The 26,439-nt window shown below is 59.2% G+C and carries 19 protein-coding genes; 13 read left to right on the forward strand and 6 right to left on the reverse strand.

All coding sequences use genetic code 11. The features are described 5' to 3' along the window. The first annotated feature begins 83 nt into the window (after positions 1-83). Both AC1DD5_RS01415 and wecC read left to right on the forward strand, forming a co-directional pair. Positions 84-1,754: a glycosyltransferase family protein gene (locus AC1DD5_RS01415; protein WP_442016551.1), complete on the forward strand. Its 1,671-nt coding sequence runs from the start codon at positions 84-86 to the stop codon at positions 1,752-1,754. A 14-nt stretch (positions 1,755-1,768) separates the two neighbouring features. After that, complete coding sequence (gene wecC, locus AC1DD5_RS01420) at positions 1,769-3,055, forward strand: UDP-N-acetyl-D-mannosamine dehydrogenase (RefSeq protein ID WP_442016550.1); 1,287 nt, start codon at positions 1,769-1,771, stop codon at positions 3,053-3,055. 2 nt (positions 3,056-3,057) lie between these two features. Here the strand turns inward: wecC and AC1DD5_RS01425 are convergent, their stop codons facing one another. Continuing rightward, positions 3,058-4,362 (reverse strand): glycosyltransferase family protein, encoded by a 1,305-nt coding sequence (locus AC1DD5_RS01425; protein ID WP_442016549.1) that lies wholly within the window; start codon positions 4,360-4,362, stop codon positions 3,058-3,060. A gap of 291 nt (positions 4,363-4,653) precedes the next feature. Between AC1DD5_RS01425 and AC1DD5_RS01430 the strand changes: the two genes are divergently transcribed. Next, complete coding sequence (locus tag AC1DD5_RS01430) at positions 4,654-4,860, forward strand: hypothetical protein (RefSeq protein WP_442016548.1); 207 nt, start codon at positions 4,654-4,656, stop codon at positions 4,858-4,860. A 196-nt stretch (positions 4,861-5,056) separates the two neighbouring features. On the opposite strand, the gene AC1DD5_RS01435 is transcribed toward AC1DD5_RS01430, so the two are convergent. Next, on the reverse strand, positions 5,057-5,311 hold the full coding sequence (locus tag AC1DD5_RS01435) for a hypothetical protein (RefSeq protein ID WP_442016547.1): 255 nt from the start codon (positions 5,309-5,311) through the stop codon (positions 5,057-5,059). A gap of 339 nt (positions 5,312-5,650) precedes the next feature. On the opposite strand from AC1DD5_RS01435, the gene AC1DD5_RS01440 reads away from it, so the two are divergent. From AC1DD5_RS01440 to AC1DD5_RS01450, 3 genes are read left to right on the forward strand one after another with little or no spacing between them, the layout of a single operon-like run. Next, positions 5,651-7,675, forward strand: coding sequence for a CDP-glycerol glycerophosphotransferase family protein (locus AC1DD5_RS01440; protein WP_442016546.1), 2,025 nt, complete (start codon positions 5,651-5,653; stop codon positions 7,673-7,675). Continuing rightward, complete coding sequence (locus AC1DD5_RS01445; RefSeq protein ID WP_442016545.1) at positions 7,675-9,615, forward strand: alpha/beta hydrolase family protein; 1,941 nt, start codon at positions 7,675-7,677, stop codon at positions 9,613-9,615. The genes AC1DD5_RS01440 and AC1DD5_RS01445 overlap by 1 nt, the downstream gene beginning before the upstream one ends. A 27-nt stretch (positions 9,616-9,642) precedes the next feature. Next, positions 9,643-10,461 carry an acyltransferase gene (locus AC1DD5_RS01450; RefSeq protein WP_442016544.1) on the forward strand — a complete coding sequence of 273 codons (819 nt, stop codon included), beginning with the start codon at positions 9,643-9,645 and terminating at the stop codon, positions 10,459-10,461. 59 nt (positions 10,462-10,520) lie between these two features. Here AC1DD5_RS01450 and AC1DD5_RS01455 read toward each other — a convergent pair whose 3' ends face one another. The 4 genes from AC1DD5_RS01455 to AC1DD5_RS01470 all read right to left on the reverse strand — a co-directional run bounded on the left by AC1DD5_RS01455 (position 10,521) and on the right by AC1DD5_RS01470 (position 15,008). Continuing rightward, positions 10,521-12,170, reverse strand: coding sequence for a hypothetical protein (locus AC1DD5_RS01455; protein WP_442016543.1), 1,650 nt, complete (start codon positions 12,168-12,170; stop codon positions 10,521-10,523). Positions 12,171-12,331: 161 nt separating this feature from the next. Beyond that, on the reverse strand, positions 12,332-13,486 hold the full coding sequence (wecB, locus tag AC1DD5_RS01460) for a non-hydrolyzing UDP-N-acetylglucosamine 2-epimerase (protein WP_442016542.1): 1,155 nt from the start codon (positions 13,484-13,486) through the stop codon (positions 12,332-12,334). Between the two features lie 428 nt (positions 13,487-13,914). Then, on the reverse strand, positions 13,915-14,484 hold the full coding sequence (locus AC1DD5_RS01465; RefSeq protein ID WP_442016541.1) for a YdcF family protein: 570 nt from the start codon (positions 14,482-14,484) through the stop codon (positions 13,915-13,917). Positions 14,485-14,543: 59 nt separating this feature from the next. After that, positions 14,544-15,008: an Lrp/AsnC family transcriptional regulator gene (locus AC1DD5_RS01470; RefSeq protein ID WP_442016540.1), complete on the reverse strand. Its 465-nt coding sequence runs from the start codon at positions 15,006-15,008 to the stop codon at positions 14,544-14,546. Between the two features lie 171 nt (positions 15,009-15,179). Here AC1DD5_RS01470 and pdhA point away from each other — a divergent pair, with 171 nt between their 5' ends. The 7 genes from pdhA (at position 15,180) to AC1DD5_RS01505 (ending at position 26,431) form a co-directional block, all read left to right on the forward strand. Beyond that, complete coding sequence (pdhA, locus tag AC1DD5_RS01475; RefSeq protein WP_442016539.1) at positions 15,180-16,373, forward strand: pyruvate dehydrogenase (acetyl-transferring) E1 component subunit alpha; 1,194 nt, start codon at positions 15,180-15,182, stop codon at positions 16,371-16,373. Continuing rightward, a complete protein-coding gene (locus AC1DD5_RS01480; protein ID WP_442016538.1) occupies positions 16,370-17,458 on the forward strand; it encodes an alpha-ketoacid dehydrogenase subunit beta in 1,089 nt (362 codons plus the stop codon). The genes pdhA and AC1DD5_RS01480 overlap by 4 nt, the downstream gene beginning before the upstream one ends. Before the next feature lie 2 nt (positions 17,459-17,460). Then, complete coding sequence (locus AC1DD5_RS01485; RefSeq protein WP_442016537.1) at positions 17,461-18,924, forward strand: dihydrolipoamide acetyltransferase family protein; 1,464 nt, start codon at positions 17,461-17,463, stop codon at positions 18,922-18,924. A gap of 210 nt (positions 18,925-19,134) precedes the next feature. After that, positions 19,135-21,558, forward strand: a complete 2,424-nt coding sequence (locus tag AC1DD5_RS01490) for a S8 family serine peptidase (RefSeq protein ID WP_442016536.1) — start codon at positions 19,135-19,137, stop codon at positions 21,556-21,558. A 108-nt stretch (positions 21,559-21,666) separates the two neighbouring features. Beyond that, a complete protein-coding gene (locus AC1DD5_RS01495; protein WP_442016535.1) occupies positions 21,667-22,554 on the forward strand; it encodes an MBL fold metallo-hydrolase in 888 nt (295 codons plus the stop codon). Positions 22,555-22,670: 116 nt separating this feature from the next. Then, a complete protein-coding gene (locus tag AC1DD5_RS01500) occupies positions 22,671-23,840 on the forward strand; it encodes a hypothetical protein (protein WP_442016534.1) in 1,170 nt (389 codons plus the stop codon). 98 nt (positions 23,841-23,938) lie between these two features. After that, on the forward strand, positions 23,939-26,431 hold the full coding sequence (locus AC1DD5_RS01505; protein ID WP_442016533.1) for a beta strand repeat-containing protein: 2,493 nt from the start codon (positions 23,939-23,941) through the stop codon (positions 26,429-26,431). Positions 26,432-26,439: the final 8 nt, after the last annotated feature.

Consider the following 26,439-nt stretch of genomic DNA (forward strand, 5'->3'; position numbering starts at 1 on the left):
CAGCCCTTGGCCCCCCTTCATTTGGGCCGCACCGCATCCCTGACCGAGAACCTCGACGAGCTGACCTTACTGTTGGAGTCATCTTGGATGACTTCTCTGCTGCTGCGTTCGCTTTCGAATGGAAGCTGCTAACTCTGAAAAAGGATCACTGGCGCCAACAATTGGCGGAGACTCCCATTGATTTTCTGTTCGTGGAATCTGCCTGGAACGGAAATGGCGGCTCCTGGAAGTACCAGCTGATGGGAACGTCCGGCCCCAAAACGGAATTCCTGGAACTCATGGAATGGTGCCGCGAGCAATCAATCCCCACTGTCTTCTGGAACAAGGAGGACCCGCCCCACTACGATGACTTCTTGCCTGCTGCACGGGAATTCGACGTCGTGTTTACAAGTGATTCGCATAGAATCCCCATTTACCGGGAAGACTTGGGTCACGAGCGCGTGGCTGCCCTGCCGTTTGCAGCCCAACCAGCGATCCACAATCCTGTTCGTGTTGGGCAGGAGCGCCACTCCAGAGGAGTGGCGTTCGCAGGAATGTATTTCGCGCACAAGTACCCGGAACGCCGGCAGCAGATGGATCTGCTACTGACCGCAGCAAGGGAGGCCTCGGCCAAGTCCGGCCCCAAGTTGGAAATCTTCTCTCGGCAGCTCGGTGGCGACTCCAACTACCAGTTCCCGGTGCCGTTCAATGAGAACGTTGTTGGAAGCCTGGATTATTCGAGAATGTTGACTGCGTACCGGGCGTACAAGGTGTTCCTCAACGTCAACTCCGTGGTTGATTCTCCGAGCATGTGTGCCCGCCGGATTTTCGAAATCACAGCATCCGGGACGCCAGTCGTTTCCACTCCTAGCGCGGCTATCGGGCATTTCTTCGAGCCAGACGAGGTTTTCGTTGCTGAGTCACAGGACCAAGGGGAGCATCAGATACGCATGCTCGCCCGCAGCGCAGAACTAAATGATCGCGTCGTCCATCGCGGACAACGCCGGATCTGGGCAGAAAACACGTACGCACACCGCGCCGAGACGGTGGTAGCGTCGGTGCTGCCCGAACGATCACGGCAAGCCGCGCTGCCTTCGGTCAGCGCATTGGTATCAACCATTCGCCCCCATCAGTTGGAGCACGTCTTCCGAACGGTCGGAAGCCAGGTTGGTGTCGACATCGAGCTCGTGCTGTTGACTCATGGCTTTGAAATCATGTCGAGCCATGCCCGGGAACTGGCAGAGAAGTATGGCGTGCGTCGGTACAAGGTTCTAACGCAAACCCGGAATGTTTCCTTAGGGGAGTGCCTCAATCTCTGCGTTGGCGCCTCCACAGGTGAAGTCCTGACGAAGATGGACGACGACGACTACTACGGCGCCAACTATCTTGCCGATTTGCTGTACGCGCTGGATTACTCTGACGCAGACGTGGTTGGAAAGCACGCCCATCACATGCACTTCATCTCGAGCAGGGCTACCGTCCTTCGGATGCCGCATATGGAACACCGCTTCAGCCGGTTCGTCATGGGGCCCACTATAACTGCTCGCCGTGAGACCTTTGAAGCACATCCGTTTGAGCCCGTTAGCAGGGGCGAGGACACCGCCTTCTTGAAGTCTATAACCACGGCCGGCGGCAAGGTGTATGCCGCCGACAGGTTCAACTTCTGTCAAATGCGTCAGGCAGACGGGCACACCTGGGACGCGACGGACGAAGAATTGGCGGCATCTGGCGAAATCAAGTTCTTTGGAGATCCCAAAGAACACATCACTGTCTAAACAAGGGGACAGCATTGACAACAATTAACAAGGTCGCAGTGATCGGCTTGGGCTACATCGGGTTGCCCACAGCCGCAATCTTGGCGACTAACGGTCTTTCTGTGGTCGGCGTTGACATCAACGAGAACACCGTGGAAGCGGTTAACCGCGGTCAGGTACCCTTCGTCGAGCCGGATCTTGGCGTACATGTTGCAGGGGCGGTCAGCCAAGGCCGACTGTCGGCCGCCACCGCGACACCCAAGGCGGAAGCGTACATCGTCGCAGTTCCGACGCCCTTCAAGGAGGATCGGTCCGCTGACCTTACATACATTGACGCAGCGGCTCGAGCAATCGCTCCGCAGCTTCAGGGGGGTGAGCTTCTGATTCTGGAATCTACATCCCCACCCGGAGCCACCCAGCACATGGCGGAATACATCCTTAACCTCAGGCCGGACCTAAGTCTTGACGGATCAGCTTCGCGGCCGGCGATTTTGGTAGCACATTGTCCGGAACGCGTTCTGCCGGGGCGGGTGATGATTGAACTCGTCACTAACGACAGGATTGTAGGAGGCCTCACGCCAGAAGCCGCCCAAGCGGCCAAGAACCTGTACTCAGTGTTCTGTCAGGGTGAAATTCATACGACGGATGCTGTCACAGCCGAGATGGCAAAGCTCGTGGAAAACTCCTACCGCGACGTCAACATTGCTTTCGCAAACGAATTATCCGTTATTAGCGAGAAAATGGGGATTAACGTCTGGGAATTGATCAGGTTGGCTAATCACCACCCGCGCGTCAACATCCTCCAGCCTGGTCCCGGCGTTGGAGGTCATTGCATAGCCGTGGATCCATGGTTCATAGTGGCGGCAGCGCCTGAAGAGTCACGATTGATCCGTACGGCACGCGAAGTCAATGACGCCAAACCCGAATGGGTCTTCCAGCAGGTGGTTTCGTCTCTGGTTGGCCTTCCCGCCACAGCGGAAGTCTCGGTCCTTGGCCTTGCGTTCAAGGCGAATATCGATGACCTCCGGGAGTCACCGGCCATTGAAATTGCAGTTCACCTTGCGGATGCCCTAAAGGAGCGGCGCATCAACATTGCCGAACCACACGTCGAGGGGTTGCCCGGGCGGCTCCTCAACCGCAGCAACGTTGAACTGGTATCAACTGAAGAATCCATTCGCCGATCTGACGTCGTGGTGGTCCTGGTGGACCACGACCAGTTTCGTGCCTTGGATCCCCAGTTCATCGCGGACAAGAAAGTCATCGATACACGAGGTATTTGGATTCGAGCTACCCCTGTTGTCGGCGAAGGCGTCCTGCTCTGACTTCAGAAGATGATGTGCTCTTCGTTCATCCCGAAGAACGAGACGACGCCGGTGGCCATGAGGTCCTCTTCCTTGACGGACCATGTGTGGCCATCGCCGTCGCCGGAGCGCATCTGAAGAAAGTTGAACCGGTCGGACGAATAAACACTTCCGCCGGCCTGCCTTACCCTTCGCAGGAAGTCAGTATCTTCCCCGCGGTTCAGGTCCAGGAAGGGCATATCCTTCAACGTGTCCCGGGCGGTGAACATTGTCGGTCCCATGACAAAATCAGTGAACTTGTGTTCGTTGTGCCCAAAACGGAGGAGTGTCACGCCGGGGCCGGCGAGATACATGTAATGTGCCTGCTTTCCGCTGACAGTTGCTCCGCTGAAACGCAGTGCCCCTGACTGGTCTTGCAGATAGTGAGGGCCGTAAACGTCATCATCGTCCATCTTGGCCACGTACGTCCCGGATGACGCATCAACGGCGAAATTCAGGCATTTTCCCAGTGATGTTGAGCGGGGTTGCTGCAGTATTACTACATTTTCAATGCCATGATCCAGTGCCTCAGCCCGAATGCTGCTTACATGGGGTTCAAATCCATGGGCCAAGAAAACAAGCTCAACATCCACGTTTACTTGTTTGCCAACGGTGCCGAGGATGTGGCCTGTCTGCTCTTGCCGGATGCTGGAAACCACAACAGAAATCTTGGGGACCACTGTCATGGACGTCTCTACAGCGGGCTCGGCAGGAATGCCCACGACACCAAGCACCTCAGCCGCCCGGTGCGAGTACGTGTGCTGCTGCCAGATCCTGCGCTGGGCCATGTGAACAGTTCGATCACGCAGCTCTGTGCTTTGAACCAGAGAGCGCACCAAACTCGCTGATTCCTCGCGCGTTGAGGCAGACGGAACTTCGATGGCGCTGAAGGCATGGTTGGGGATGAGCCTCCCAGCTGCGATAACAGCCGTGCCGGAGGCCGCTACTTCGAAGATCTCCCGAGATGTTGATGCCACAAAACACTTGTAAGCCTTGTACGCCGAGAGCATTTGTTCGTACTCAAGTCTTCCAACCATGCGAGGGTTCAGCGCTGGTGGATAGGGCTTGGCTTTGCTGTGAGGCTTGTCCGTAAACATCTCCAGGCCGTGCTCCATCTTGCTGGACGCGTCGTTTGCCCCGCGTAGGACGACCTCGATTTGCTTGTGCAGTTCAGGAGACTTTGAGGGGGAATGCGTTCCAGCAAAGCCAACATCGCGCGCCTGGAACCCGTTATCCGGGCGGACGGGATTGTGTAATTTAGGCTGGGCCGCGAAATTCAGTGTTCCCACTCGGCCATGTCTGAGTTTTTCCTTGTACTCTTCGACACGCTCGGCGGCGTGTGTAAGAACGACATCGAAAATCATCGCTGCGTGGAATAGCTCTACATAATACGGTTCTTGCGCTCTACTCCAGAAAACCGTTGGTATGCTTCTCGACTTGCACCACTCAACGATGTCAGTCAAAGCTTTGCGTTGAATATTGGGGGTCATTTGCGGTCCGGCCCAGCCGACCGCTTCAGCCCAGGACGACTCAACGAAGAGCATCCTAACGGGCTTCTTCTGCAACGTTTCGAGCCAGGAATGGGGTTCAAGAGCGACGCAATCCCATTCATAGCCCCAGGCTTTGTTGGAGGACTCTGGGAGGAGGGTGGCGACGGGGAGCCTATTGCTTCGATCATGGTCTCCGAGCGCGACGGCTACCGGAAAGACCAGATCGTTCTTTCCGCGGGCCGAATCGTGCATGGAATGGGCGTTGTTGCGGCGAGGGACCTTCATTACGTGCGCTAGTACGCCGTCTTTAAATTGCCCAAGGGCGGTGCGCAGAGTACGAATGATCGGCCCCTTTCATGCTTGAACTGTTCCTGATGGGAGGCGGGCCGTATTGCAAACTACCACGTCTGTGCGGGCCAAAGTCGCTCTCTTGTGCTTTCACAAGACTACTACCGGCTGGCTGTTCACTGGTTGCCGCCCATGTAATAGCTGTTCAGTCCCAAACGCTCACAACGGTGAGGGTTGACGTTCCGGAATTCCCCCTAACATCGCCCGTCTCATCGAAGGTGTCGGCGTTGGCGAGCTCGGGGGACGCAGTAGAGTCTGCGGCCACGTGTTGGCCATCGTGGCCGGCATCAAGGGAGCACAGCGCAGGAGGGCTGGTCCGTGTAGTGGCAGGGCAATCATCATTAATGCTCAAGAGGTCAACCGGGAAACAATCGCCGGCCTGCAAGGTTCGGATCGTCATGCTGGATTCCTTCCGCTGTTGTGTGGCTAGAGTGTCTCTGTCCGCACAGCCTCCCAAAGCGTTCCTATGAAGACCCGAACAAAGAGTGAACCCCGGGTGAACTAGGGGGTGATATTTGTCACCCAGCAAGACTAAGGCCCGCTATATATAGCGGGAGTCGGTTTAGCCTTGCAGCCTGTAAATCCAACGAATGTGGAACATCGCGTATACTAAGGGTTGATTTGCGCAACTTCGGGGAAATTTCGGTGCATATTTCTGTGCGATACGTCACAGATGCCAGACTTGTCATGGGATTCTCCGTTGCGCCTTTTCCACGCACTCGACTTACCAAGGACATAGATGGCCGACGTAGCACCCATACTCACGATCGTTCTCGAAGAGTCTGGACGCCTTGACCGTGAGTCTGTGATGTATCGACGCTTGGTTTCAGCGCGGTTGCGCTCGGAAAGTGAGTTTGAGCTCCTGCATGTCGATGAAGCCCTGACGACTGAAAAGATCACCCAGCTCTGTGGCTCCATTGAAAGCAAGTATGTCGTCTTTGTGCGTACGTCGCATCAGATATCCGCCAGCTATGTGTCAACCATGTTGGATTACCTTCGTACCCGAACGGTGTATCTTGCGGAGCCCGTAATCTATACCGGCCCCATTGCGAATAACGTGGGCGGGACAAAGATCGATCAGAGCTACCACTACGCGCGCGACACCGACGTGTTCGGCGTCGTTTTCAACACCCGGCGATTGGCCGACGCCCTGGAAGCAATCGGTGATATCGATCGTTCTGGGCTCTATATCAGCTACCGCCTGTACTGGTCTATCGCAACGGTCACTCCCTTGCCCACAGGGTTCTCCGTCACCTCAGATACAAAAGCAGCCATCGGACTCCAGGTCGCCCCGGACGCCACCCGCCTGGTACCCCTGATACCGACCACCTCCAACGATCTTCAGCTGTACTTGGTGAGGTACATTGCGCTGTTCCTGCGCGGCATGAGGGCGCAGAAAACTACGCAAGTAACGTTGGCCCATCTCAGTGACCTGATCCACCAGTTTGACCTGGTGGATCACGTTGCCCTGGTGGATCCTCTTCAACCGTTTGAGGGGTTCTGGCTTAGGTGGCTGAACAACCCGGCACATGACACCCACCTGTTCAAGCAACTCAGCGATGGCGATGCCAACCTTATCTTCCGCAAGGGCGAAGCCAGTGAAGACTCGGCTTTGCAGCTTTACCGACTGAGGTTTGGCAACGACGTCCTCACGATCGAAAAGTCCTATTTGCCACGGGAGCTCCGGCCAGCATATGCCCGACCCGAGTGCTACGACTTCTACGAACGCCCCCTGCGACCTTCATCGACCATCCTATTCTTTGACCGGCCACTTCAGGCCGACGATAACGCGGAGCACCTGTACGAGTACTTCGTTACGCACCACCCTGACTTCACCGAAGTCTACTTTGCACTGAACCCGAAGTCAGATGATTGGTCCCGGCTGGAAGCCAAGGGCTTCAAACTCATTCCGATCTTCACCACAGAGTTCTATGAGAAGTTCCTGATCTCGGACCTGGTCGTGTCCTCGCAGATCTACAACATCCGTTACAAGGCCAAGACACTGGCCAACTCTCGGTTTGTCTACCTTCAGCATGGCGTGCAACTCAACGACATGACGGATTGGGTGCTATCCAAGTACTTCGACGTGTTCGTTGCCACTGGCCAGATTGAGGCCGACTACCTGGGCAAGCTCGCTCCAGTTGAGACTCTCAACTCGGGTCTGCCACGGATGGAGTCACTCGCGCGGGCCGAGCATAGCCGCGAGCACCTCCTGTTCATGCCCACGTGGCGGTTCAACTTGCACCAGTCCTCGGCTGAACACTTCACCCAGTCTAAGTATTTCCGCGCCATCGATGCCGTCCTATCGGATCCGGCCCTCATCAAATTCCTGGAGCAAACGGACCGAACACTCGAGGTCAAATTGCATCCCAACGTAGAAAAGCGTGCGGGTCAGTTCAGGTTCTCCGAGCGTGTGGTCAAGTCCGACCTCAGCTACCGCGCGGCGATAGCCTCGGCGGAAATGGTGTTCACGGATTATAGTTCAGCCGTCCTTGACGCCGCATTCATCGGGACACCAATTGCGTACTACCACTGGGACGCGGTGGACTTCTTCAGAGACCAGCCGTACGAAGGCAGGCTCGACTTCCGTGAGGATGGACTGGGGCCGGTCTTCCACGAGCACTCCGAACTCATCAACCATATTGTTCAGGAGCACTACCTCCGTCCGGATGATATATATATTCACCGCCGGGATCGTTTCTTCGAGGGCGTGGACCCGGAGCGAATCAACGCGAAAATCGTCGACAGAATGCTGAGTCTCTAATGAAAATGATTCGAGGCTTTCAACGCCGCATAAAGAATGCAGGTAAGGCAGCAGCGTATTCACCTCTGGGAACGGAGCTGGCGCGCAAGATCATGGCTTCGAGGCCGGAAACGCGCGCTCGCCAATTCCTCAAAGCCAAGGGGCTGGAAGGCAGCGTACGCCGTATCGCCTCCGAAAGCCTCCCGGAAGGCCTCTTCTTTGCAAAACTGACGATCCATGACTGGGAGAACCGCCGTGGCCAAGGCTTCCAGCTCTTGCAAGATTCCACGGTTGTTTACGGGAATGAAATTGAGCCACCAGCACGTGGTTTCCCCCTGGAGTATCGGAACATTATCGTCAGCTCGGACGATGTATCCCGCTTCAAATTAACTATTGATGCCCCTTTCGACCTGAAAATCGGACGCGGTGCTTTTACAACGCCGCAGCAGCTCAAGTATGACCACCAGTACGGCGTCGAGCAGCACGGAGATGTCTATTATTCGCTGCGCGGCAATACCACCAACCCTAAAAAGTTGCTGATTACTTTTCCTGGGTTTGGTCCGTCCACGTCCCGTATCTCCTACGCTGTCAGTTATCTGAAGGCAATTACTGATACAGACTTGAACGAGACCCTGATGGTGTGCTTTCAGGACCGCTATCTTGCCGCCGGTTCCTACATGATGGTGGACAGCGCCGGGCGCCCGCTTTATGACCGAGTTTGGCGAGCCATCGAGGACCTGAGGACCCAATATGGTGTTGATCCAACGGAAATGCTCCTGTTTGGCGCCTCCAAGGGCGGCAGTATTGCCATCCACTACGCAAAAGACTTCCCGGACGCTCAGTTGCTGCTGGCAGTGCCCCAGATGAACCTGCCTTACTACTTCAACAAGCCGTTCTTCAAGGACAATCTGTTCCGGAACCGTGCGCTCCATGAAATTGAGCAGCCCGAGGTTCTTCTGCGGCAGTACTTCGCCGAAGGCCGCAAAATTGATTACTTCTACACGAATTCAGATGAACTGAGCAATCACTCACTTATTGAGCTGGTTCAAGACGTCCCGAACCTGACTAAATATCGCGTCGACGGTGGCCATTCGGCGGTTGCACGGGCCGCTCTGCCAACGATGTTGTGCATTATCCGTGAGTTCCTCACGGCTCCCCAGCCGAAGTCGTTTGTCTGCGAGGACATTAGGACCTTCCACGATGACGACACGCTTCGTGTTCAATTGCGGGTCGACTCTGCTGCCTCCGAGGTTAAAGGTGCAAACTGGTTTATCGAGGGGTCGCTGGGCCGGACGCGATTTATGCAGTTACTGACCGATCACTCCTACAAGTTCGTCAAGCTCACATCGGAGGGCCAGCGGCTATTTGCAGCCTATGATCCAATCGAAGATCTCTCTGCGGTGACCGCGATCGAAGAGAACGGAACGCGCTGGAGCAGCCTCCTTCCCGAGCCTGTAAGGCGAGGTCCGGAACAGTGCTTACAAACGAAGCTGAGTTCCTCGGAGCTCAACCTCCAGACTGCCGGGCTTGAGGAATACGTTGTTTTGGACGGTGACCACTTCGGTCACTACCGTTACCGCTGCCAAAAGGTCTCTGAGTCAGGCGACACCGTTGAGGTGCACTTCGTCTCCGACGTCGAAGCAGAGGTTAAAGAAGTCGAGGATAGGAATCGCAAAGCCTCGCATATCGCCGTGGTGGAACCACAGGGTGAATGGGTGCTCGCCGACCTTGTGGCGTTGCGGTTTGTCGTTGCCGCTGGAGTTGAGCGACTGCTAATGGTGGTGCATGGCAACGCGCCGACTCCCGAAGCGCTGAGCGCCTTGACGGGTGTGGGCTGGAAGGACAGCACTGTCCTTGAAGTTGCGTCTGCAGATGATGCAGATTTCGACGACGCTGCCACCTGGGGCACCGCTTCTGAAGGAGAGAATGCAGCAGACGGATTTGTGTCCGTTGCCCGCTAGCTTGGTAGTTGTCTTGGTGGCCTTGTGATGTCCCCCCAGTCCATTCGCTCGTACGCGGACGTCACCAAGGTGCGTGATAACGAGGTCTACCTCACTGAGACTTCCGAATCGGAATTTGTCTCCTCATCGGTGGAGTTTGCTGGCACAGGCAACGTCCTCTATGTGGAGGACGGCGTTATGCTTCGGAATTCGCGGCTTCGATTCCTGGGCAATGACTCGGTCATTTATATCCGCAAATCGTCTCGTTATACGCGTTTGGTTGCGACCGTCTTTGAAGAGTCCGTGTTGTACGTTGGTCCGGAGGCTTCATTCACCTCTGAAGCGCACATGCTCCCCACTGAACGGAAACACATAATTATTGGACGCGACGCGATGTTCGCTTCACGTGTGGCCTTGCGGACAGCAGACCCTCATTTGGTCTATTCGGTAGATTCACACCAACGTGTCAACCCAAGTGCGTCAATTTGGGTGGGGGATCACGTATGGCTTGGCGAGGATGCGCTGCTCCTCAAGGGTGCCCGGGTTGGCTCCGGGAGCATTTTGGCTGCCCGTTGCCTTGTCACAAAGCGGATCCCGTCCAACTCCACGGCGGCTGGAGTTCCGGCTCGAACCGTTGGCGATGGCATCTTCTGGGCGAGGCCGTCAGTACATTCCTTCAATGTTGAACAGACGGAGCAATCACAAGTGCTCTCTGAAGACGACTTTATCTTCGAGCAAGACGAGCACGCTCTGGATATCGACGCCTTGGAAAATGAGCTTGACGCGGCGTCTAGCGGCTCCGAGCGCGCTGTATGGTGCCACCGGCTGGACCAGTTGGACGGGAAGAACCGCTTCTATATCGCCTGAGAGTCACGGCCCTCCGGCAAGGTCCGTGACTCTTACGCCGCTTATTGCCTATCCCTGGATCAGCCGCGATCCGAGTAGAAGGCATCGTTCTTCACGCCGGCGCCGTTGACTACGTTGATCATGTAGTACTTGCCCGAACCGAGGGACGTACCGCCGAGGCTCGCCGTCACCGACTCCAGGCGTGGATTCATGCCCAGTTGTGTTCCGTACTGCGCGTTGTAGTTTGTGGCAGAGACCGTCTTCTCATGGGTCCTACCAGCCGTGTCAGTCCACTTCACGTCTACAGTTCCGCCACTGAGGTTGTAACCCGTCACTAGGACATCTCCGTTCCCATAGAAGATGGAATCAGTAATGACAGGCGTGGTGCTGCCGGTCTTCAACCGATCGAACAGGGGCGTCCAGGTGCCGCTGCAGGTATAGTAGTTATCCCACATGAAGGAGATGACCTTTACGGGGGAGTTGCCCATCTGCTGCAATTGCTTATCAACCCTTGACTTGGTGGTTTGACCGCGGAGGCTGCTTCCGCACGGGTTTTGACTGGTTGCCGGGGCCATACCTTCTAGATTGGCCCAGAGCTCGGCGCCGGTTCCCTCGATTCCGTCGGCCAGCGCAATGAAGTAGTCGCGGTTCGGTGCCAAGTACTTGCTTCCCCACGAACCGTTCCCGACGATTGATGCCGCATACTGGTCCACGGCGTTGCCGCTTTCGTTGCCGAAGAAGGTCCCGGCCTTACCCGTTCCCATTCCATCCTGCACGGCGATGGCCAGATCAACGCCGTTCGCAGTGTGGGCGATATTGTTGACGGAGCGCCGTACCTGGTCTGTCGTGACACGCCCACCAGCAGCGCTGCGTGAATCAATGTAGGGACTAACCAGTGCCGACCGTGTGGGCAGGTACTTGGCGATGGCCGAATTTTGGATCTCATAGACAGTGAGAACCGAATCCCAGATGGCGCCGTCGCTGAGTGGCATCTCCGTGTGGTGGTAGAAGCCAGCCAGACCGGCCACGTTGTTGACCTTGCCCTGGTACTGCAGGAATCGTTCAGTGAATCTCGTGAAGGTGGACTGGTAGGACAGATCCGGCAGGTAGGTCACGTCGGTCCTCTTCACCGGCGCTGGCATCCCTGCGTAGTACTTCATACCCAGCGTTGTGGCTACCCTGCCCAAGGAGATGGAGATTGATGCCGTACCGCCTGTAATCACCACAACGTCGTAGGAGCCGTTGGACGAGTTGCACCCCGTCCCTTGTGAGGGAAGGACGAGCACTGTGTAAATTGTGCTGCCGCTGGCCAGGGTCTTGTCGCGCGGACATACAAGCGATGAAGTGCCCCAAGAGCTGTTGTCGTTGTACGTGAAATACCTGTTGACATTGACACCTGAGGTCGCAGCTTTGGCGCAGTTCACGCCGTTCAGCACGCACGCTGCCGGGACTGCCGAAAGGGAGGAGGGCTTAAGCAGCGATCCGAACGTCACCACGGTATCCCCGCCAACTGATTTGATGTCTCTGAGTTTGTTGGTGTTTGAGGCATCGCTCGTACTGCCATAGATGAAGTAGCCGCTGATGGGATAGACGGGGGATGCCGCAGCCTTGGCTGCAACGGGCCCGTGAATTAATCCAAATATCAAGATGAGTGCGGCTAGGACGCTCGCTGCTAGCAGCCTGACTTTGGCAGTGGGGTGTAGTGATGTCTCGGACCTGAACTTTGCCACGGTGGATCCTTGGGCTCGTAGGGTGAGACCTTGGACCTATGGCAAAAGAATGGCGTGTGGGCACGCCAAACTCAATAACTTGACGCCAACTTTCAAGCTCCAGAAAGAACTGTAATTTGTGCTAACGGTTCATGACAAACCTGTTCCAATGACCGTCTTTACTAGACGGAAACTGTCACACCGAATTCGTCGATCCGCTGTCCTACACCGAGGAGCTCAGCAATCGCGGCGACCGTGCGTTCTGATGCGCGACCGTCACCGTAGGGGTTGACGGCGTTGGCCATGGCATCGAAGTGATCGGCGTCGTTCAAGAGACGGTCAACTTGGGAGACAATTCGTTCCTCGTCGGTGCCAATGAGAGTAACGGTGCCAGCCTCAACGGCTTCAGGACGTTCCGTGTTTTCACGCATCACAAGAACGGGCTTGCCGAGGCTGGGTGCTTCCTCCTGGACTCCACCGGAGTCGGTGAGGACGATGTGTGCCAGGGACAGCATTCGAGTGAACTCTCCGTAGGCCAAAGGCTCCGTGACCACCACATTCGGCTTCCCCGCGAGGGCGGGCAGGACCGCTTCCCTGACGACCGGATTCTTGTGGGCGGGCAGGACGATGACGAGGTCCGGCTCGGCGTCTGCAATGCGGGCCAACGCGCGGCCCACACCGCGCATAGCGTCACCCTGGTTTTCGCGGCGGTGCGTGGTCACAAGGAGAATTTTGCGACTACTGGCTGCAAGCTCCTCGAGCTGGGGATCAGTGAAGGGAATCTGCTTGTCTACTGTGGTGAAGAGTGCATCGATCACGGAATTGCCCGTAACCACGATGTCTTCAGCAGATACGCCCTCGGCAAGGAGGTTCGCCCGGCTGGTCGTAGTGGGCGCAAGATGCAGCGTCGTGATTTGGCTGGTGATCTTGCGGTTGGCTTCCTCGGGGAACGGCGAAAGGAGATTGCCGCTACGGAGGCCTGCCTCGACGTGGATTACGGGGATGCCATGGTAGAATGCCGCGATTGCGCCAGCTGTGGATGTGGTCGTGTCACCTTGAACGATGACGGCGTCCGGCTTGTTTGCCGAGAAAAGCTTGTCGAGCCCGGTCATGGTGCGCGTCATGATGTCGGTGAGCGACTGACCTGGCTGGAGGATATCGAGATCGTGGTCCGGGGTGATGCCGAAAAGGTCGTTGACCTGGTCGAGCATTTCGCGGTGCTGGCCTGTGACGGTAACGATGCAGTCGAACTCTTCGGATTCGTGCAAGGCATGGACGATGGGTGCCATTTTGATAGCTTCGGGTCGGGTACCGAAAATGGGCATGATGCTGGGCACGTTATTCCCCCAAGAGAGCGATCTTGCGACAGACAGAGACTTCAACATCTTAGCTGAGCTTGCCGCTGAGCCAGGATCGACACTCTAGCGGGCTTGTGAAAGCTAGCCCGCAAGAAGCAGGACTGCCAGAAGAGTCGGCACGGCCACAACAACCAGGGCGACAAGAACCAACGCCACCCGACGCTTGAACTGTTGCTGCTCGGAGCTCTTGGTGGGGACTATGGGGATTGGTGCTGACGAAGGCCTCGGATGGTCGGTTATGGGCGTAGGTTGCGTGCGGACAGGAGCCGACGGGAGCTGAAATCCAAAGCGACGGCGCCTGAAATGACGGCCCGCTGGAAGCGGGCCTGCTGGTGTTGGACTCACCTCGTGCACCTTCCGTGGACGGTCGCTCGGCGACGTGTTTTCTGACAGTTCCTCCCACTACCTTAGTGAGAAGAACACTCCGGCTGCATCCACACGTCGATCAGCCCACCTGTTTCGACCACGAATCTGTCCAGCCAGGCTGCGGCCGAAAGGTCGGGTTGGGAGCCCACCATTTGGATCTCTACGGACGTGCACTGCCGCATCAAAGTACCTGCCCGCAACAGGTGATAGTCGGAGGTAACCACAGTGATGGACTTCCATCCGTTCTGCGCGATCAGCTCCGCAAGGCCTCTGGCTTCACCTCGGGTATTCAGTGGTGAGGGACGGAAGCAAACTAGATCTGGGTCATCGTCTTCGTGGCACAAAGCGTCACCCTCAACGTTGCCGGAAAGGCCCGTCGTCGAGACCACCAAAATGGGGATATCCAGGCTGTCCTGGAGTTCCTGAGCCACTGGAAGTCGTTCCTTGCTTAACCCGCCCAAAACGACGATCGCGTCGGTTCGGTGAGGCACTACTCTCGGCGGGCTGTAAAAGAACTGAAAAGCGGCGATCAGCCACAGCAGGGCGATCACCAAAACCGAAACAGTAACCCGCACAGTGGCGCGTGTGAGGGAGGCAGTTTTGAGGGGCACGGGGACAGTCTATGGTCCCCGAATGTGTGTTCCGTACGAGGCGCCTGCCGCCAGGGCAGCTACCGAGTATCAACGTCCTCAAACACCAGGAAAGTCTGGGTGTCCAGGATGCCGTCCATGGACTGTAATTGGTCGAAGATCACACGCCGGAGGTGGATGTTGTCCGTGGCGCGGACCAGCAGGATGACGTCAAAGTCGCCGCCCACCAGGGCGATGTGGTGGACCTCGGGAATCGCCCGCAAGCGCTCCTTCAGTTCTCGCCAGGAATGCTGCTGGACCTTGAGGGTGACGTAGGCCGAAGATCGCAGGCCGGCTTTGATCGGGTCCACCAACGCCGTGAATTTGGTCAAAACCCCCTCGCCGGTAAGCCGGGCAATGCGTGAGTAGGCGTGCGCCCGGCTGATGTGCACGTTTTCGGCCACTTGTGTAATGGACATCCGGCCGTCAGTTGTGAGCTCGCGGATGATGTCCCGGTCAACATCATCCAGGGGCACGGCAGTCTGCTCTGCCTCGGTCTCGCTCACGTGGTCTCCAATTCGTCTACAGGACTGGCTCGTTACCCAGCTCACATTTGCAATTCGTCTTTCAGAATAGCCACTTCCTGCATGCTCTTCCATGATTTGAACGAAAGCTGGATACGAAACTGCTGTCCGGAACATACTGGAAGCACATAGTGGCTAGAGAAGGACGGACCAATGACGATCCACGCAGACCACACTGCGCCGGAAGCGGCAGTAGAGGACCAAGCTGCTGACGTCCAGAGAAAATTCGGCATCAGCGTAGAGGACTACATGCTGCCTGCCCGGCACCAGATTCAGATGGTGAATCCGGATGGCACCCTTCGCTCCCATGAAGAGCAAGGCACCGAACCCGGCCACGAGTACCCAACGCCGAACGACGCTGAACTGATGGCCGCGTACGAGCAGCTCGTCGTCGGACGTCGCGTCAACGATCAGAACTCCGCGCTCGTCCGGCAGGGCCGCATGGCTGTCTATCCCTCGAGCCACGGACAGGAAGCCTGCCAGGTGGCGGCTGCCATGTGCCTCAGCGAAGGTGACTGGCTGTTCCCCACCTACCGTGACGCCGTCGCCGTCATGACACGCGGGGTGGACCCCGTTGAGGCGATGACGATCTTCCGCGGCGACTGGCACGGTGGCTACGATCCCAAGAAGCATCACGTCGGGATCCAGTGCACCCCGCTGACCACGCAGCTGCTGCACGCCGTCGGCGTCGCGCATGCCGCCAAACTCCGCGGTGAGGACACCGTGGTGATGGCGATGTGCGGTGATGGTGCCACGAGTGAGGGTGACTTCCACGAGGCCTTGAACTTTGCGGCCGTCTTCCACCTGCCGGTCATCTTCTTCGTGCAGAACAACAAGTACGCCATTTCCGTTCCGCTCAGCCACCAGTCGGTGGCACCGTCTCTGGCTCACAAGGCTGTTGGCTATGGCATGGCCGGTGAGCGCGTTGACGGCAACGACCTCGTCGCGCTCCTTGCCGTCATGGACCGTGCCGTGAACCTGGCCCGCGAAGGCTCGGGGCCGTTGCTTATCGAAGCCCACACCTACCGCATGCAGGCGCACACCAACGCCGACGATGCAACGCGCTACCGCCCGGACAGTGAGGTGGCCGAGTGGCAAGCGAAGGATCCGCTGACCCGCATGAAGTCTTATCTGACCGACAAGGGACTCTTGGATGACGCCGCCAACGACCGCATTGCCGAACATGCAGAAGCGGTGGCCACCCAATTGCGCGAAGGCCTGGGTGAAGACGTCCCGGTACAGCCGCTGGACCTCTTTAGGTACGTGTTCTCCAAGCCCACCCCGCAGCTGAAAGAGCAGTCTGAACTGCTTGCCGGCGAACTCGCACGAGAGGAGAGCGCAAAATGACCGTCACCACCAACGTCAACGGCAACGTCAGCGCCGCCACCGCAAGCGCAGCCGCGTCCGCTGCAGCTACCGCTGAGGCGAGCGGCCCTCAGTCCATCACCATGGCCAAGGCCCTCAACACGGCAATGGCCGATGCCATGCGTGCCGATTCCTCGGTCCTGGTCTTCGGCGAAGATGTCGGCATCCTGGGCGGCGTCTTCCGCATCACCGACGGACTCATGGCCGAATTCGGCGAGCAGCGCTGCTTCGATACCCCGCTGGCAGAATCCGGCATCGTCGGCATGGCTGTGGGCATGGCTATCAACGGCATGCGGCCTGTCATCGAGATGCAGTTTGATGCCTTCGCCTATCCGGCGTTCGAACAGATCGTCAGCCACGTCGCCAAGATGCACAACCGAACCAAGGGCAAGGTCAAGATGCCCCTGGTTATCCGTGTTCCCTACGCCGGTGGCATCGGGGGAGTGGAGCACCACTGCGACTCCTCCGAGTCCTACTACGCCCACACCGCAGGCCTGAAGGTCTACACCCCAGCCACCGTTGCAGACGGTTACCGGATGCTCCGCGAAGCCATCGACTCGGATGATCCCGTGATGTTCATGGAGCCCAAGAAGCTCTACTGGTCCAAAGACCAGGTTGACCTGGACGCCTTGCGGGCAGAGCACGACGCCGGCACCTCCACCGAGGGCCGCGCGGCTGTTGCTCGTCCCGGCACTGACGCCACCTTGATTGCCTACGGGCCGTCCGTTCCCACTGCGCTCGCAGCGGCGGCCGCTGCGGCCGAAGAGGGTCGCTCGCTTGAGGTCATCGATGTCCGCACCCTCGTCCCCTTCGACGATGAAACCGTCTGCGCGTCCGTGCGCAAGACGGGACGCGCCGTCGTGATCGCCGAGGCTCATGGCTTCGCCTCCGTATCCTCCGAGATCGTGGCCCGTGTGCAGGAGCGTGCGTTCCACTACCTCGCTGCACCGATCCGCCGTGTGACTGGCTTCGATGTCCCGTTCCCGTCTCCCAAGTTGGAGCACTACTACCTGCCGAGCGTCGACCGTATTCTCGACGCCGTCGACGACCTTCAATGGGAGGACTGACCATGAGCTCAGATATGCAGGTATTTCGACTGCCGGACCTGGGGGAGGGCCTTACTGAGGCTGAACTCGTGAACTGGCTCGTCGCTGTGGGTGACGAAATCAAGGTGGATCAGCCGATCGCTGAAGTCGAAACCGCGAAGTCCATGGTCGAGGTGCCCTCGCCTTATGCGGGCACCGTGGCCGAGCTTCACGGTGAGGCTGGCCAAACGCTCGACGTCGGCAAGCCGCTGATCTCGATCGCACGTTCGGGCGCTGCTCCCGCCGCGCCGGAACCTACCTCTTCTGCCGACGATGCAGTCTCGACCGGGATCGTGGCCTCGCCCGAGGTTGATGCGGCCGCCGAGACGTATCGCACCGAGGAGAAAGCTGGATCCGGCAATGTACTCATCGGATACGGCACTCCAGGTGGCGTGACCGGAGGCCGCACCCGCCCGCCGAAGGCGAGCGTCGCCGTCGTCGACCGCCAAAGGGAGATCCGGGCTGACACCCCGGTTGCTTCCGAGCCGGCCGTCGCCGGAACGCGCATCCCCGGCAAGCTCAGCGCCGTCATCTCGCCGCTCGTCAGGAAGATGGCCCGGGACCATGGTGTTTCCCTTGAGAACATCGAGGGCTCGGGAGCTAGTGGGCTGATCATGCGCCGGGATGTGGAAGCTGCTATTTCAGCTCCTGAGGCCCCGCAAGCTCCTGCTGCTCGTGTTCGTGAGACGGCTCCGGCCTCGGTGCCGGTGGCTGAGGGCGACCTCGACTCCCGTACCGGGCTCGCTGTCTCGGCCCGGACTCCGGTCCGTGGAGTTCGCAAGGCAGTTGCCGCGAACATGACCAAGAGCCGCACGGAAATCCCTGAGGCCACGGTCTGGGTGGATGTGGATGCAACGGCTTTGCTTGAGATGCGGGCTGAACTGAAGAAGCGCGCTCCGCACGACACGCCCGGTCTGCTGGCCTTCATTGCTCGTTTTGTCACGGCTGGGTTAAAAAAGTACCCGGCATTGAACACGCGCTTTGAAGTCGGGGAGGACGGCTCCCAGGAGATCGTCGGTTTTGACGGAATCAACCTGGGTTTCGCAGCACAGACGGATCGCGGTCTCGTTGTCCCGTCTGTCCGGAACGCGCACCAGTTGAGCGCCCGCGAGTTGGATGCCGAGATCCGGCGCCTGACCGCCGTCGCGCGTGACGGCAAGGCGACCCCAGCCGAACTCGGCTCAGGCACCTTCACGCTGAACAACTACGGTGTGTTCGGCGTGGATGGCTCGGCCGCGATCATCAACTATCCAGAGGTTGCGATGCTCGGCGTGGGCCGCATCATCGACAGGCCGTGGGTGGTCAACGGTGAACTTGCCGTACGCAAGGTTACCGAGTTGACCCTAGCCTTCGACCACCGGGTGTGCGACGGCGAGACTGCCGCCGGCTTCCTCCGGTACGTGGCCGACGCCATCGAGAACCCTGGTGGAGCGCTCGCAGATATGTAGGCGCGAGACAGACAGCAACGCTGCGGGACCCCGATTCGGGCAATCGGGGTCCTGCTCTTTGTAGGGCAAATCCTCGACAAATCCTCGCAAAAGACTGGCCGAAAGTGCTGCCACCTCTGCGTACAATTTTCTGTGGGGGTCAACTGGTGGTCTCCAGTTGCCCGCGACCCAGCCTTACCGTGCTCAGTCGCCGTTCTAGGATGCCCAACCATGGTAAAAAACTCCCCAATGCGATCCTTAAGGACCGTCGGCTTCGCGTTGGCCACGCTCCTCATCACCGGCGGCCTGGCCATACAGCCGGCAGTAGCGGGAGATAGCGACATCATCCCGAGCACCCCTCAATCACTCCGTCCGGCACCTGAGGCGGCAACGGACCAATTTATCGTCGGGCTACGGGACAACGCCAAAGCGGCTGCGGCTGCCGTGGAGCAGGCCGCCGGTCATGCGGCCATGAAGCTCGGAGTCGTTGCCCAGAGCTCGCACCCGAACGCAGCGGGCGGCCAGGTCATCAAACTTGCCAAGGCCCTTTCCGGGACAAAAGCCGAGGATTTCCTGAAAACCCTTCGTGCGGATCCCAACGTTGCCTACGCCGAAGCCGACGACATTATGCAGGTGGCGGCTGATCCGAATGATGCTTATTACTCCACGCAGTGGGATCTCTCTGAGGATTTGGCCGGCATTCGACCTTCCGGGGCGTGGCAATACAACCATGGTGAAGGCGTAGTCGTCGCAGTAGTGGACACCGGGATCACCAGTCATGTGGATCTCGACGCCAATGTCCTGCCCGGCTACGACATGATGTCCGATGCCACCGATGCCCGGGATGGGAGTGGCCGGGACGCTGATCCTACGGATCCCGGGGATTGGTCGACAGCAAATGAATGCGGTGTGGGCAGCCCGCAGATAAATTCTTCCTGGCATGGAACGCACGTGGCTGGCACAATCGCTGCGATCGGCAACAACACTTACGGTGTAACCGGTGTTGCCCCGAAGGCTAAGATCCTTCCGGTTCGGGCGTTGGGTGCCTGTGGTGGGTATTCATCGGATATCGCAGATGGAATCATTTGGGCGGCAGGCGGCATTGTTAGCGGGGCTCCCATCAATCCCAACCCGGCCCGCGTTATCAACCTCAGTCTCGGTGGCATCAAGCCGTGCTCTGACACGTACCAAAACGCCATCAATTTCGCCCATAACGCTGGAGCCGTTGTAGTAGTTGCTGCTGGAAATTCCAATCGCCCCGCGGCCGATTCCAGCCCTGCAAACTGCCCGAACGTCATCACCGTTGCCGCGAGCGACAGGACCGGCGCGAAGGCGTCGTACTCCAACTACGGGAGCGCCGTTGATGTAACTGCTCCCGGGGGCGAGATGAGTTCCTCGGCCCTGAACGGTATCTTGTCCACCTACAACTCAGGGACAACCACGCAGGGCACGGCGGGCTATGCGTTTATGCAGGGAACGTCCATGGCCGCCCCTCATGTGGCAGGCCTTGCGGCTCTCCTGTACTCGGCAGAGGGGATCGCCCTCACTCCCGACCACGTGGAACAGCAGCTGAAGGACTCGGCACGACCACTTCCTGCTGGTTGCCCGGCCGGCTGTGGGGCGGGTTTGATTGATGCCACCGCAGCGCTCACCACATTTGGTGGGCACCTTCCCGTGACGCCTGCGCCCGTAGTTTTCAATGACCGGGACGGCACCTCGAACGATACCTACACGATTCCCGCCCTCGCCGGCGTGGAATATTTGGTAGGTGGAAAGGTTCTTGCCCCTGGCACCTATCCGGGGAGTGGAGCAGTAACCGTTACCGCCAGGGTTGTTGCAGATTATGCATTGGCCCCGACAGCTCTGGCCGAGTGGAAGTTCACCTTCAAGACCTCCAGTCAAAAAATCACTGATTTCGACGGTGACGGCAAGAGCGATGTCCTTGCCAGGGACAACGGCGGCGCTTTGTGGCTGTACCCAGGCAATGGTTCCGGTGGCTGGCTAGCCGCCCGCAAGATCGGTGCAGGCTGGAATGCCATGACCTCCATTGAGTCAACCGGTGACTTCAACGGGGACGGCAAAATGGACGTGATCGCCCGGGATGCGAACGGTGTCTTGTGGTTGTACCCGGGCAACGGTTCTGGTGGCTGGCTTGCTGCCCGTCAGATCGGTGCAGGCTGGAATGGGATGGCCGCGATCGAGGCACCCGGTGACTTCAACGGGGACGGCAAAGCCGATGTGATAGCCCGCGATGCCAATGGTGTTCTGTGGCTGTATCCGGGCAATGGTTCTGGTGGTTGGCTTGCTGCCCGCCAGATTGGTTCCGGCTGGAATGTCATGACCGCTATTGAAGGCCCCGGTGATTTCAATGGCGACGGCAAAGCTGATGTTCTTGCCCGCAACGGGTCGGGCGTTCTGTGGCTCTATCCCGGTGACGGTTCTGGTGGTTGGCTTGCTGCCCGGCAGGTTGGTTCCGGTTGGAATGTCATGACCGCTATTGAGGGCCCCGGTGATTTCAATGGCGACGGCAAGATTGACGTCATTGCCCGCAACAGCTCCGGTGTTTTGTGGCTCTACCCGGGTGACGGCTCGGGTGGGTGGCTTGCTGCCCGCCAGATTGGGTCCGGCTGGAACGTCATGACGGCCATCCTCTAGTCCGGCACGGAGTTCACCTGCCACCGGGTCATTCCGGCTTCTCCCAGCTGCGCATGGGTAGAATCGAGGCCTGAACATCGCCGGATTGCACTGGATACGGAGAACTCATTGTCAGCTTGGCATGAACTTGGCACGGACAACTACGTCTTGGAGACCGAGGGGTCCTTACTCAACACCGGGCTTGTGGTGGGCAGTGAGCTCGCCATGGTCATCGACACCGGATGTGGCCCCCGCCAAGGCCGCGAGATCCTCGCTGCTGTCCGCGAAAAGACCCAGCTTCCGCTGGTGGTAGTCAACACCCACGCGCACTACGACCACTTCTTCGGTAACGCTGTTTTTGCCGACGACGGCGTGACAGAGTTCTGGGCGCACGCCAACTGTGCGGCAACCATCGAGCGGGACGCCGACAACCAGCGTCGCTTCGTCGCCACCAACGAACCGGAGATGGCCGCGGGGGAGGGTGACGCCGTCGACATCGTTGTTCCGAACGCGATCGTTGGCGACCAGCCTGTTCTAGTGGACCTCGGCGGAATTACAGCCACACTGTTCTATCTGGGCCGCGCCCACACCGACGGTGACCTCCTGGTGGGTACCAACTCAACGCTGTTCGTGGGTGACCTCGTCGAGCACGGCGCACACCCTTCCTTTGAGGACTCGTATCCCGAGGAGTGGGCGGACGTCCTCCGGCACATCTCCGCTTTGCGTCACCGCTACGAGTTCCTGGTCCCGGGCCACGGCAAGCCTGCGAGCGACGAATTCGTCAAGACCATGGCCGACACCATGAGCACTGCAGTGCGGCAGGCAACCCAGTCCATCCGCGATATGCCCAACGATGCAACCAAGGCCATCCCTGTACTGCCTTATGGACCGGAGCAGTCGCGCTGGTTCATCAAACGGCTCCAGGAAACCAATGCCCAGCACGGAAGGGTTGCTGGTGGATCCCTGGCAACGCCCGACTTTGGACCCGAGAAGACTGGCTTTTACCCTTCTTCATAAATGAAGGTTACTGACAAATTTGTCATCTTGATTACTGCCTCCCCATGGACTATTGGGCAACACCAGTCCTAGGATGAAATCGACCATCGGTTTGCGGCTACCTGGGGGGTGTCGAGATGAAGGCCATTCGCGTAATTCCGCGCGCTACTCAGATTCTCCGCTCCGTCATGATCGCTGGCGCCGGTACCGCAATTTGGATGGCATTGTCCGCGACGGCCGCCAACGCCGATTCCGGGATCACTGATAACCACTCGCTGCTGGGCGGAGTGACATCTTCGGTGTCGTCAACCGTTTCATCAGCCGACACCGCCAGCAAGCAAACCAACAAGACACTCAGTGCTGCAACGGGTGCGGTCAAGAAGGCGGCCGCGTCCGTTGCAACTTCCGTCGGGCCTAAGCCATCCGCCCCCGTCGTCACTGTCCCTGTGCCGAACGTACCTCTTCCGGCTCCCGCCAAAGTCGTTGTCCCGGCACATCCGATAACCGTGCACGTTCCAGCTGTAACCCCGGTGGTTAAGCAGGTTGCGGAGTCCGCGGACAAAGTCATCGCCAAACTCCCCGTTGTTAACCGGGTAGTTCCGAGCGACACAGTCGGCAGCGTTGTGGACACGGTCGTCAAACCAGCCACGGGCACTATTGACCACACCGTCGAGGCGGTTGTTCCTCCGGTAAATGATGTTCTGAAACCCGTCGGCCTGGACCCGGTGACGGGCGTGACGAAGCCTGTCGTGGCCCCCATCGTTGAGGTCATCGATAAGGTCCTCCCGCCTGTCGGCAGCGTTTTACCTCCGATTGCTGGACCCGGAAGCCTGCTTCCCCCGCTCTTGGGCGGCGACGGCGCCATGCTCCCCACGACGCCAGGTGCCGGAACTGTGCCGCCACCCGCCGTCGGGACTTCACCAACGGCTTCAGCCGGCGGCGGTTCGGGGACGGAATCCGCTGGCCTGCCCCTCGGGACAACTCCGCCCACCCTCAATGCCGACGTTTCACTGACCTTTGCTCTGGCGCGAGGTTTTGCCCCTGCTTCACCTGGTGCCGTAATCGGCGCCTCTGTCATCGTCGAACCTGAGGTTCCAGCCGAGCTGCCGGCCGACCCGGAAACGACACCTCTTGGTGTCACCGGCGCGGGCTCGGGTACCTCACAAAACGGGCCGCCAAGCCCTGCCGCAGCCTTCCTGCATGGGGCGCCAATCGTTCCTGCAGACACACTTTCTGGTCCAGCAGCGGCCAGCAATGAAGATCATCCAAAGCCGGTTTCTTTCGATCCCGGCTCCTCTCCTGACTAGTTCCCCAGCCCAGCCGCGCCTCTACATGCGGCCGATGGTTAGCCGGACGATCCGTCATCGGACGTCTTTGGGAACAAGACCTTCAGGAGAAGATCACAATGAACTCGACAATTCGCAGGTGCCTGATCGGCACATGCTTTGCCGGAGGCTTGATAGCCCTCGGCGGGACCGCGGCCAACGCGGCAGATACGACCAGTGGAAAGGACGGAACCCTTTCCGGCACACAGGTGGTGGCACCGGTGACAGCGCCAGTCAGCACAGGCGCTACGTCACTGGCCCTCGTGGGAGATTCATCCTCAACCACAAAGGCGCCCGCAGCCGCTCCGGCTACAGGGACGGCGCCAACTGCCAGCACCAACGGTTCCAACGGGACTGGCTCCGGGACACAGGTAGTCGCGCCCGTAACAGCGCCCATAAACCTGGGCTCGTCATCAGTGGGTCTGCTGGGGGGCTCCACTGCGACGGGCCCAGCCAAACCTGCCGCTCCAACTGCACCAAGCAGTTCGACGACGGCGGCTGGCACCAACGGTTCCGGCGGCACAGCCTCCGGTACCCAAGTAGTTGCACCGGTGACGGTCCCCGTAACTGTGGGATCGACGTCGACGGGTGTCCTGGGGGACTCATCGGCAACGACAACACCAGCAGCAACATCAGGTTCTGCACCGGCCCAAGCGCCTGCGCAGGCAACAACGTCGGGGGGAGAAGGCATCGCATCCGGCGCTCAGGTAGTGGCTCCGATATTGGTCCCTGTTAACATCGGAGCCACTGCCGCGGGTGTGGCTGGAGATTCATCAGCTACGTCCGGCGCACCCTCGAATACGGGCAGCGCACCTGCTGCCGCTACTCCCGGTGCTACGACCAACGGGTCAGATGGGGTAGCTTCCGGGACTCAGGTGGTTGCTCCGGTTACCGCTCCGGTGACTGTTGGTTCGACGTCGGCTGGTGTGCTGGGTGATTCGGCGGCCAGCACTGCCGGTACTTCCGGTGGGACTGCTCCTTCGGGGGCGTCGGGTGCTACGACCAGCGGGGCAGAAGGGGTAGCTTCCGGGACTCAGGTGGTTGCTCCGGTTACAGCTCCGGTGACTGTTGGTTCGACGTCGGCTGGTGTGCTGGGCGATTCGTCGGCCAACACTGCCGGTACTTCCGGCGGAACTGCACCGGCGGGAACGTCGGGCGCTACGACCTCGGGATCTAAGGGCGTTGCTTCCGGGACCCAGGTCGTTGCTCCGGTTACCGCTCCGGTGACTGTTGGTTCGACGTCTGCTGGTGTGCTGGGTGATTCAGCCGCCAGCGGCAATGGCGGCACTGCCGGTACTTCCGGTGGGACTGCTCCGGCGGGGACCTCGGGTGCTACGACCAACGGGTCAGATGGGGTAGCTTCCGGGACTCAGGTGGTTGCTCCGGTTACCGCTCCGGTGACTGTCGGTTCGACGTCGGCTGGTGTGCTGGGTGATTCGTCTGCCAGCGGTGGCACGTCCGGTACTTCGGGCACGGGTACAGGTACAACCACAGGTTCCAATACAAACGGATCTAATGGCATCGGTTCGGGTACTCAGGTGGCTGCTCCGATTACAGCTCCGGTGACCGTTGGTTCGACGTCGGCTGGTGTGTTGGGTGATTCGTCAGCCAACACTGCCGGTACTTCCGGTGGGACTGCTCCGGCGGGAACGTCCGGCGCTACGACTAACGGTTCTGGTGGCATTGGCTCCGGGACTCAGGTAGTTGCTCCGATTACAGCTCCGGTGACTGTTGGTTCGACGTCGGCTGGTGTGTTGGGTGATTCGTCAGCCAACACTGCCGGTACTTCCGGGGGAACTGCACCGGCGGGGACCTCGGGCGCTACGACCTCGGGATCTAAGGGCCTTGGCTCCGGGACGCAGGTGGTTGCTCCGGTTACCGCTCCGGTGACTGTTGGCTCGACGTCTGCTGGTGTCTTGGGCGATTCGTCGGCTGGCACTGCCGGTACTTCCGGGGGAACTGCACCGGCGGGGACCTCGGGTGCTACCACTAATGGATCGGGCGGCGTCGCTTCCGGGACCCAGGTGGTTGTTCCAATCACCGCTCCGGTCACGGTCGACTCGACATCGCTTGGCATCGGTGGCGCCTCTGTCGGAGCCATCACGCCTCCCGTTGTGAATCCTCCCGTTGTGAATCCGCCGGTCGTCAACCCTCCCGTTGTGAATCCGCCGGTCGTCAACCCTCCCGTTGTGAATCCTCCCGTTGTGAATCCGCCGGTGGCCAACCCTCCCGTCGTCAACCCGCCGGAGGTTAGCCAGCCTGCTGGTGGTGGGGGACTTGGCATTGACTCTGGCACCAACAATCCGGGGACCGAAATTGGGGGTCCTGTATTCGGGAACGCTGGCGTCGGGACAACCGGAATGGGCGGTGCCCAGCTAGGTGGTAGCGCAGTAACTGCAGGCGGCACTCAAGGTGTGCTGACAGCAGGCCTTGCGACCGGCGTCGGGAGTTCCAACTCTCTGGCCACTACGGGATTGGACGGCAGCTTCACGCTCTGGGCAGTCGGCCTTCTTCTCATAGGCTTGGCACTTTCAGCAGCCGGACGTCGGAAGGCAACGGCTAACCGCATCTAGTCACCTGG

The organism is Paenarthrobacter sp. 10L420 (assembly GCF_056395385.1).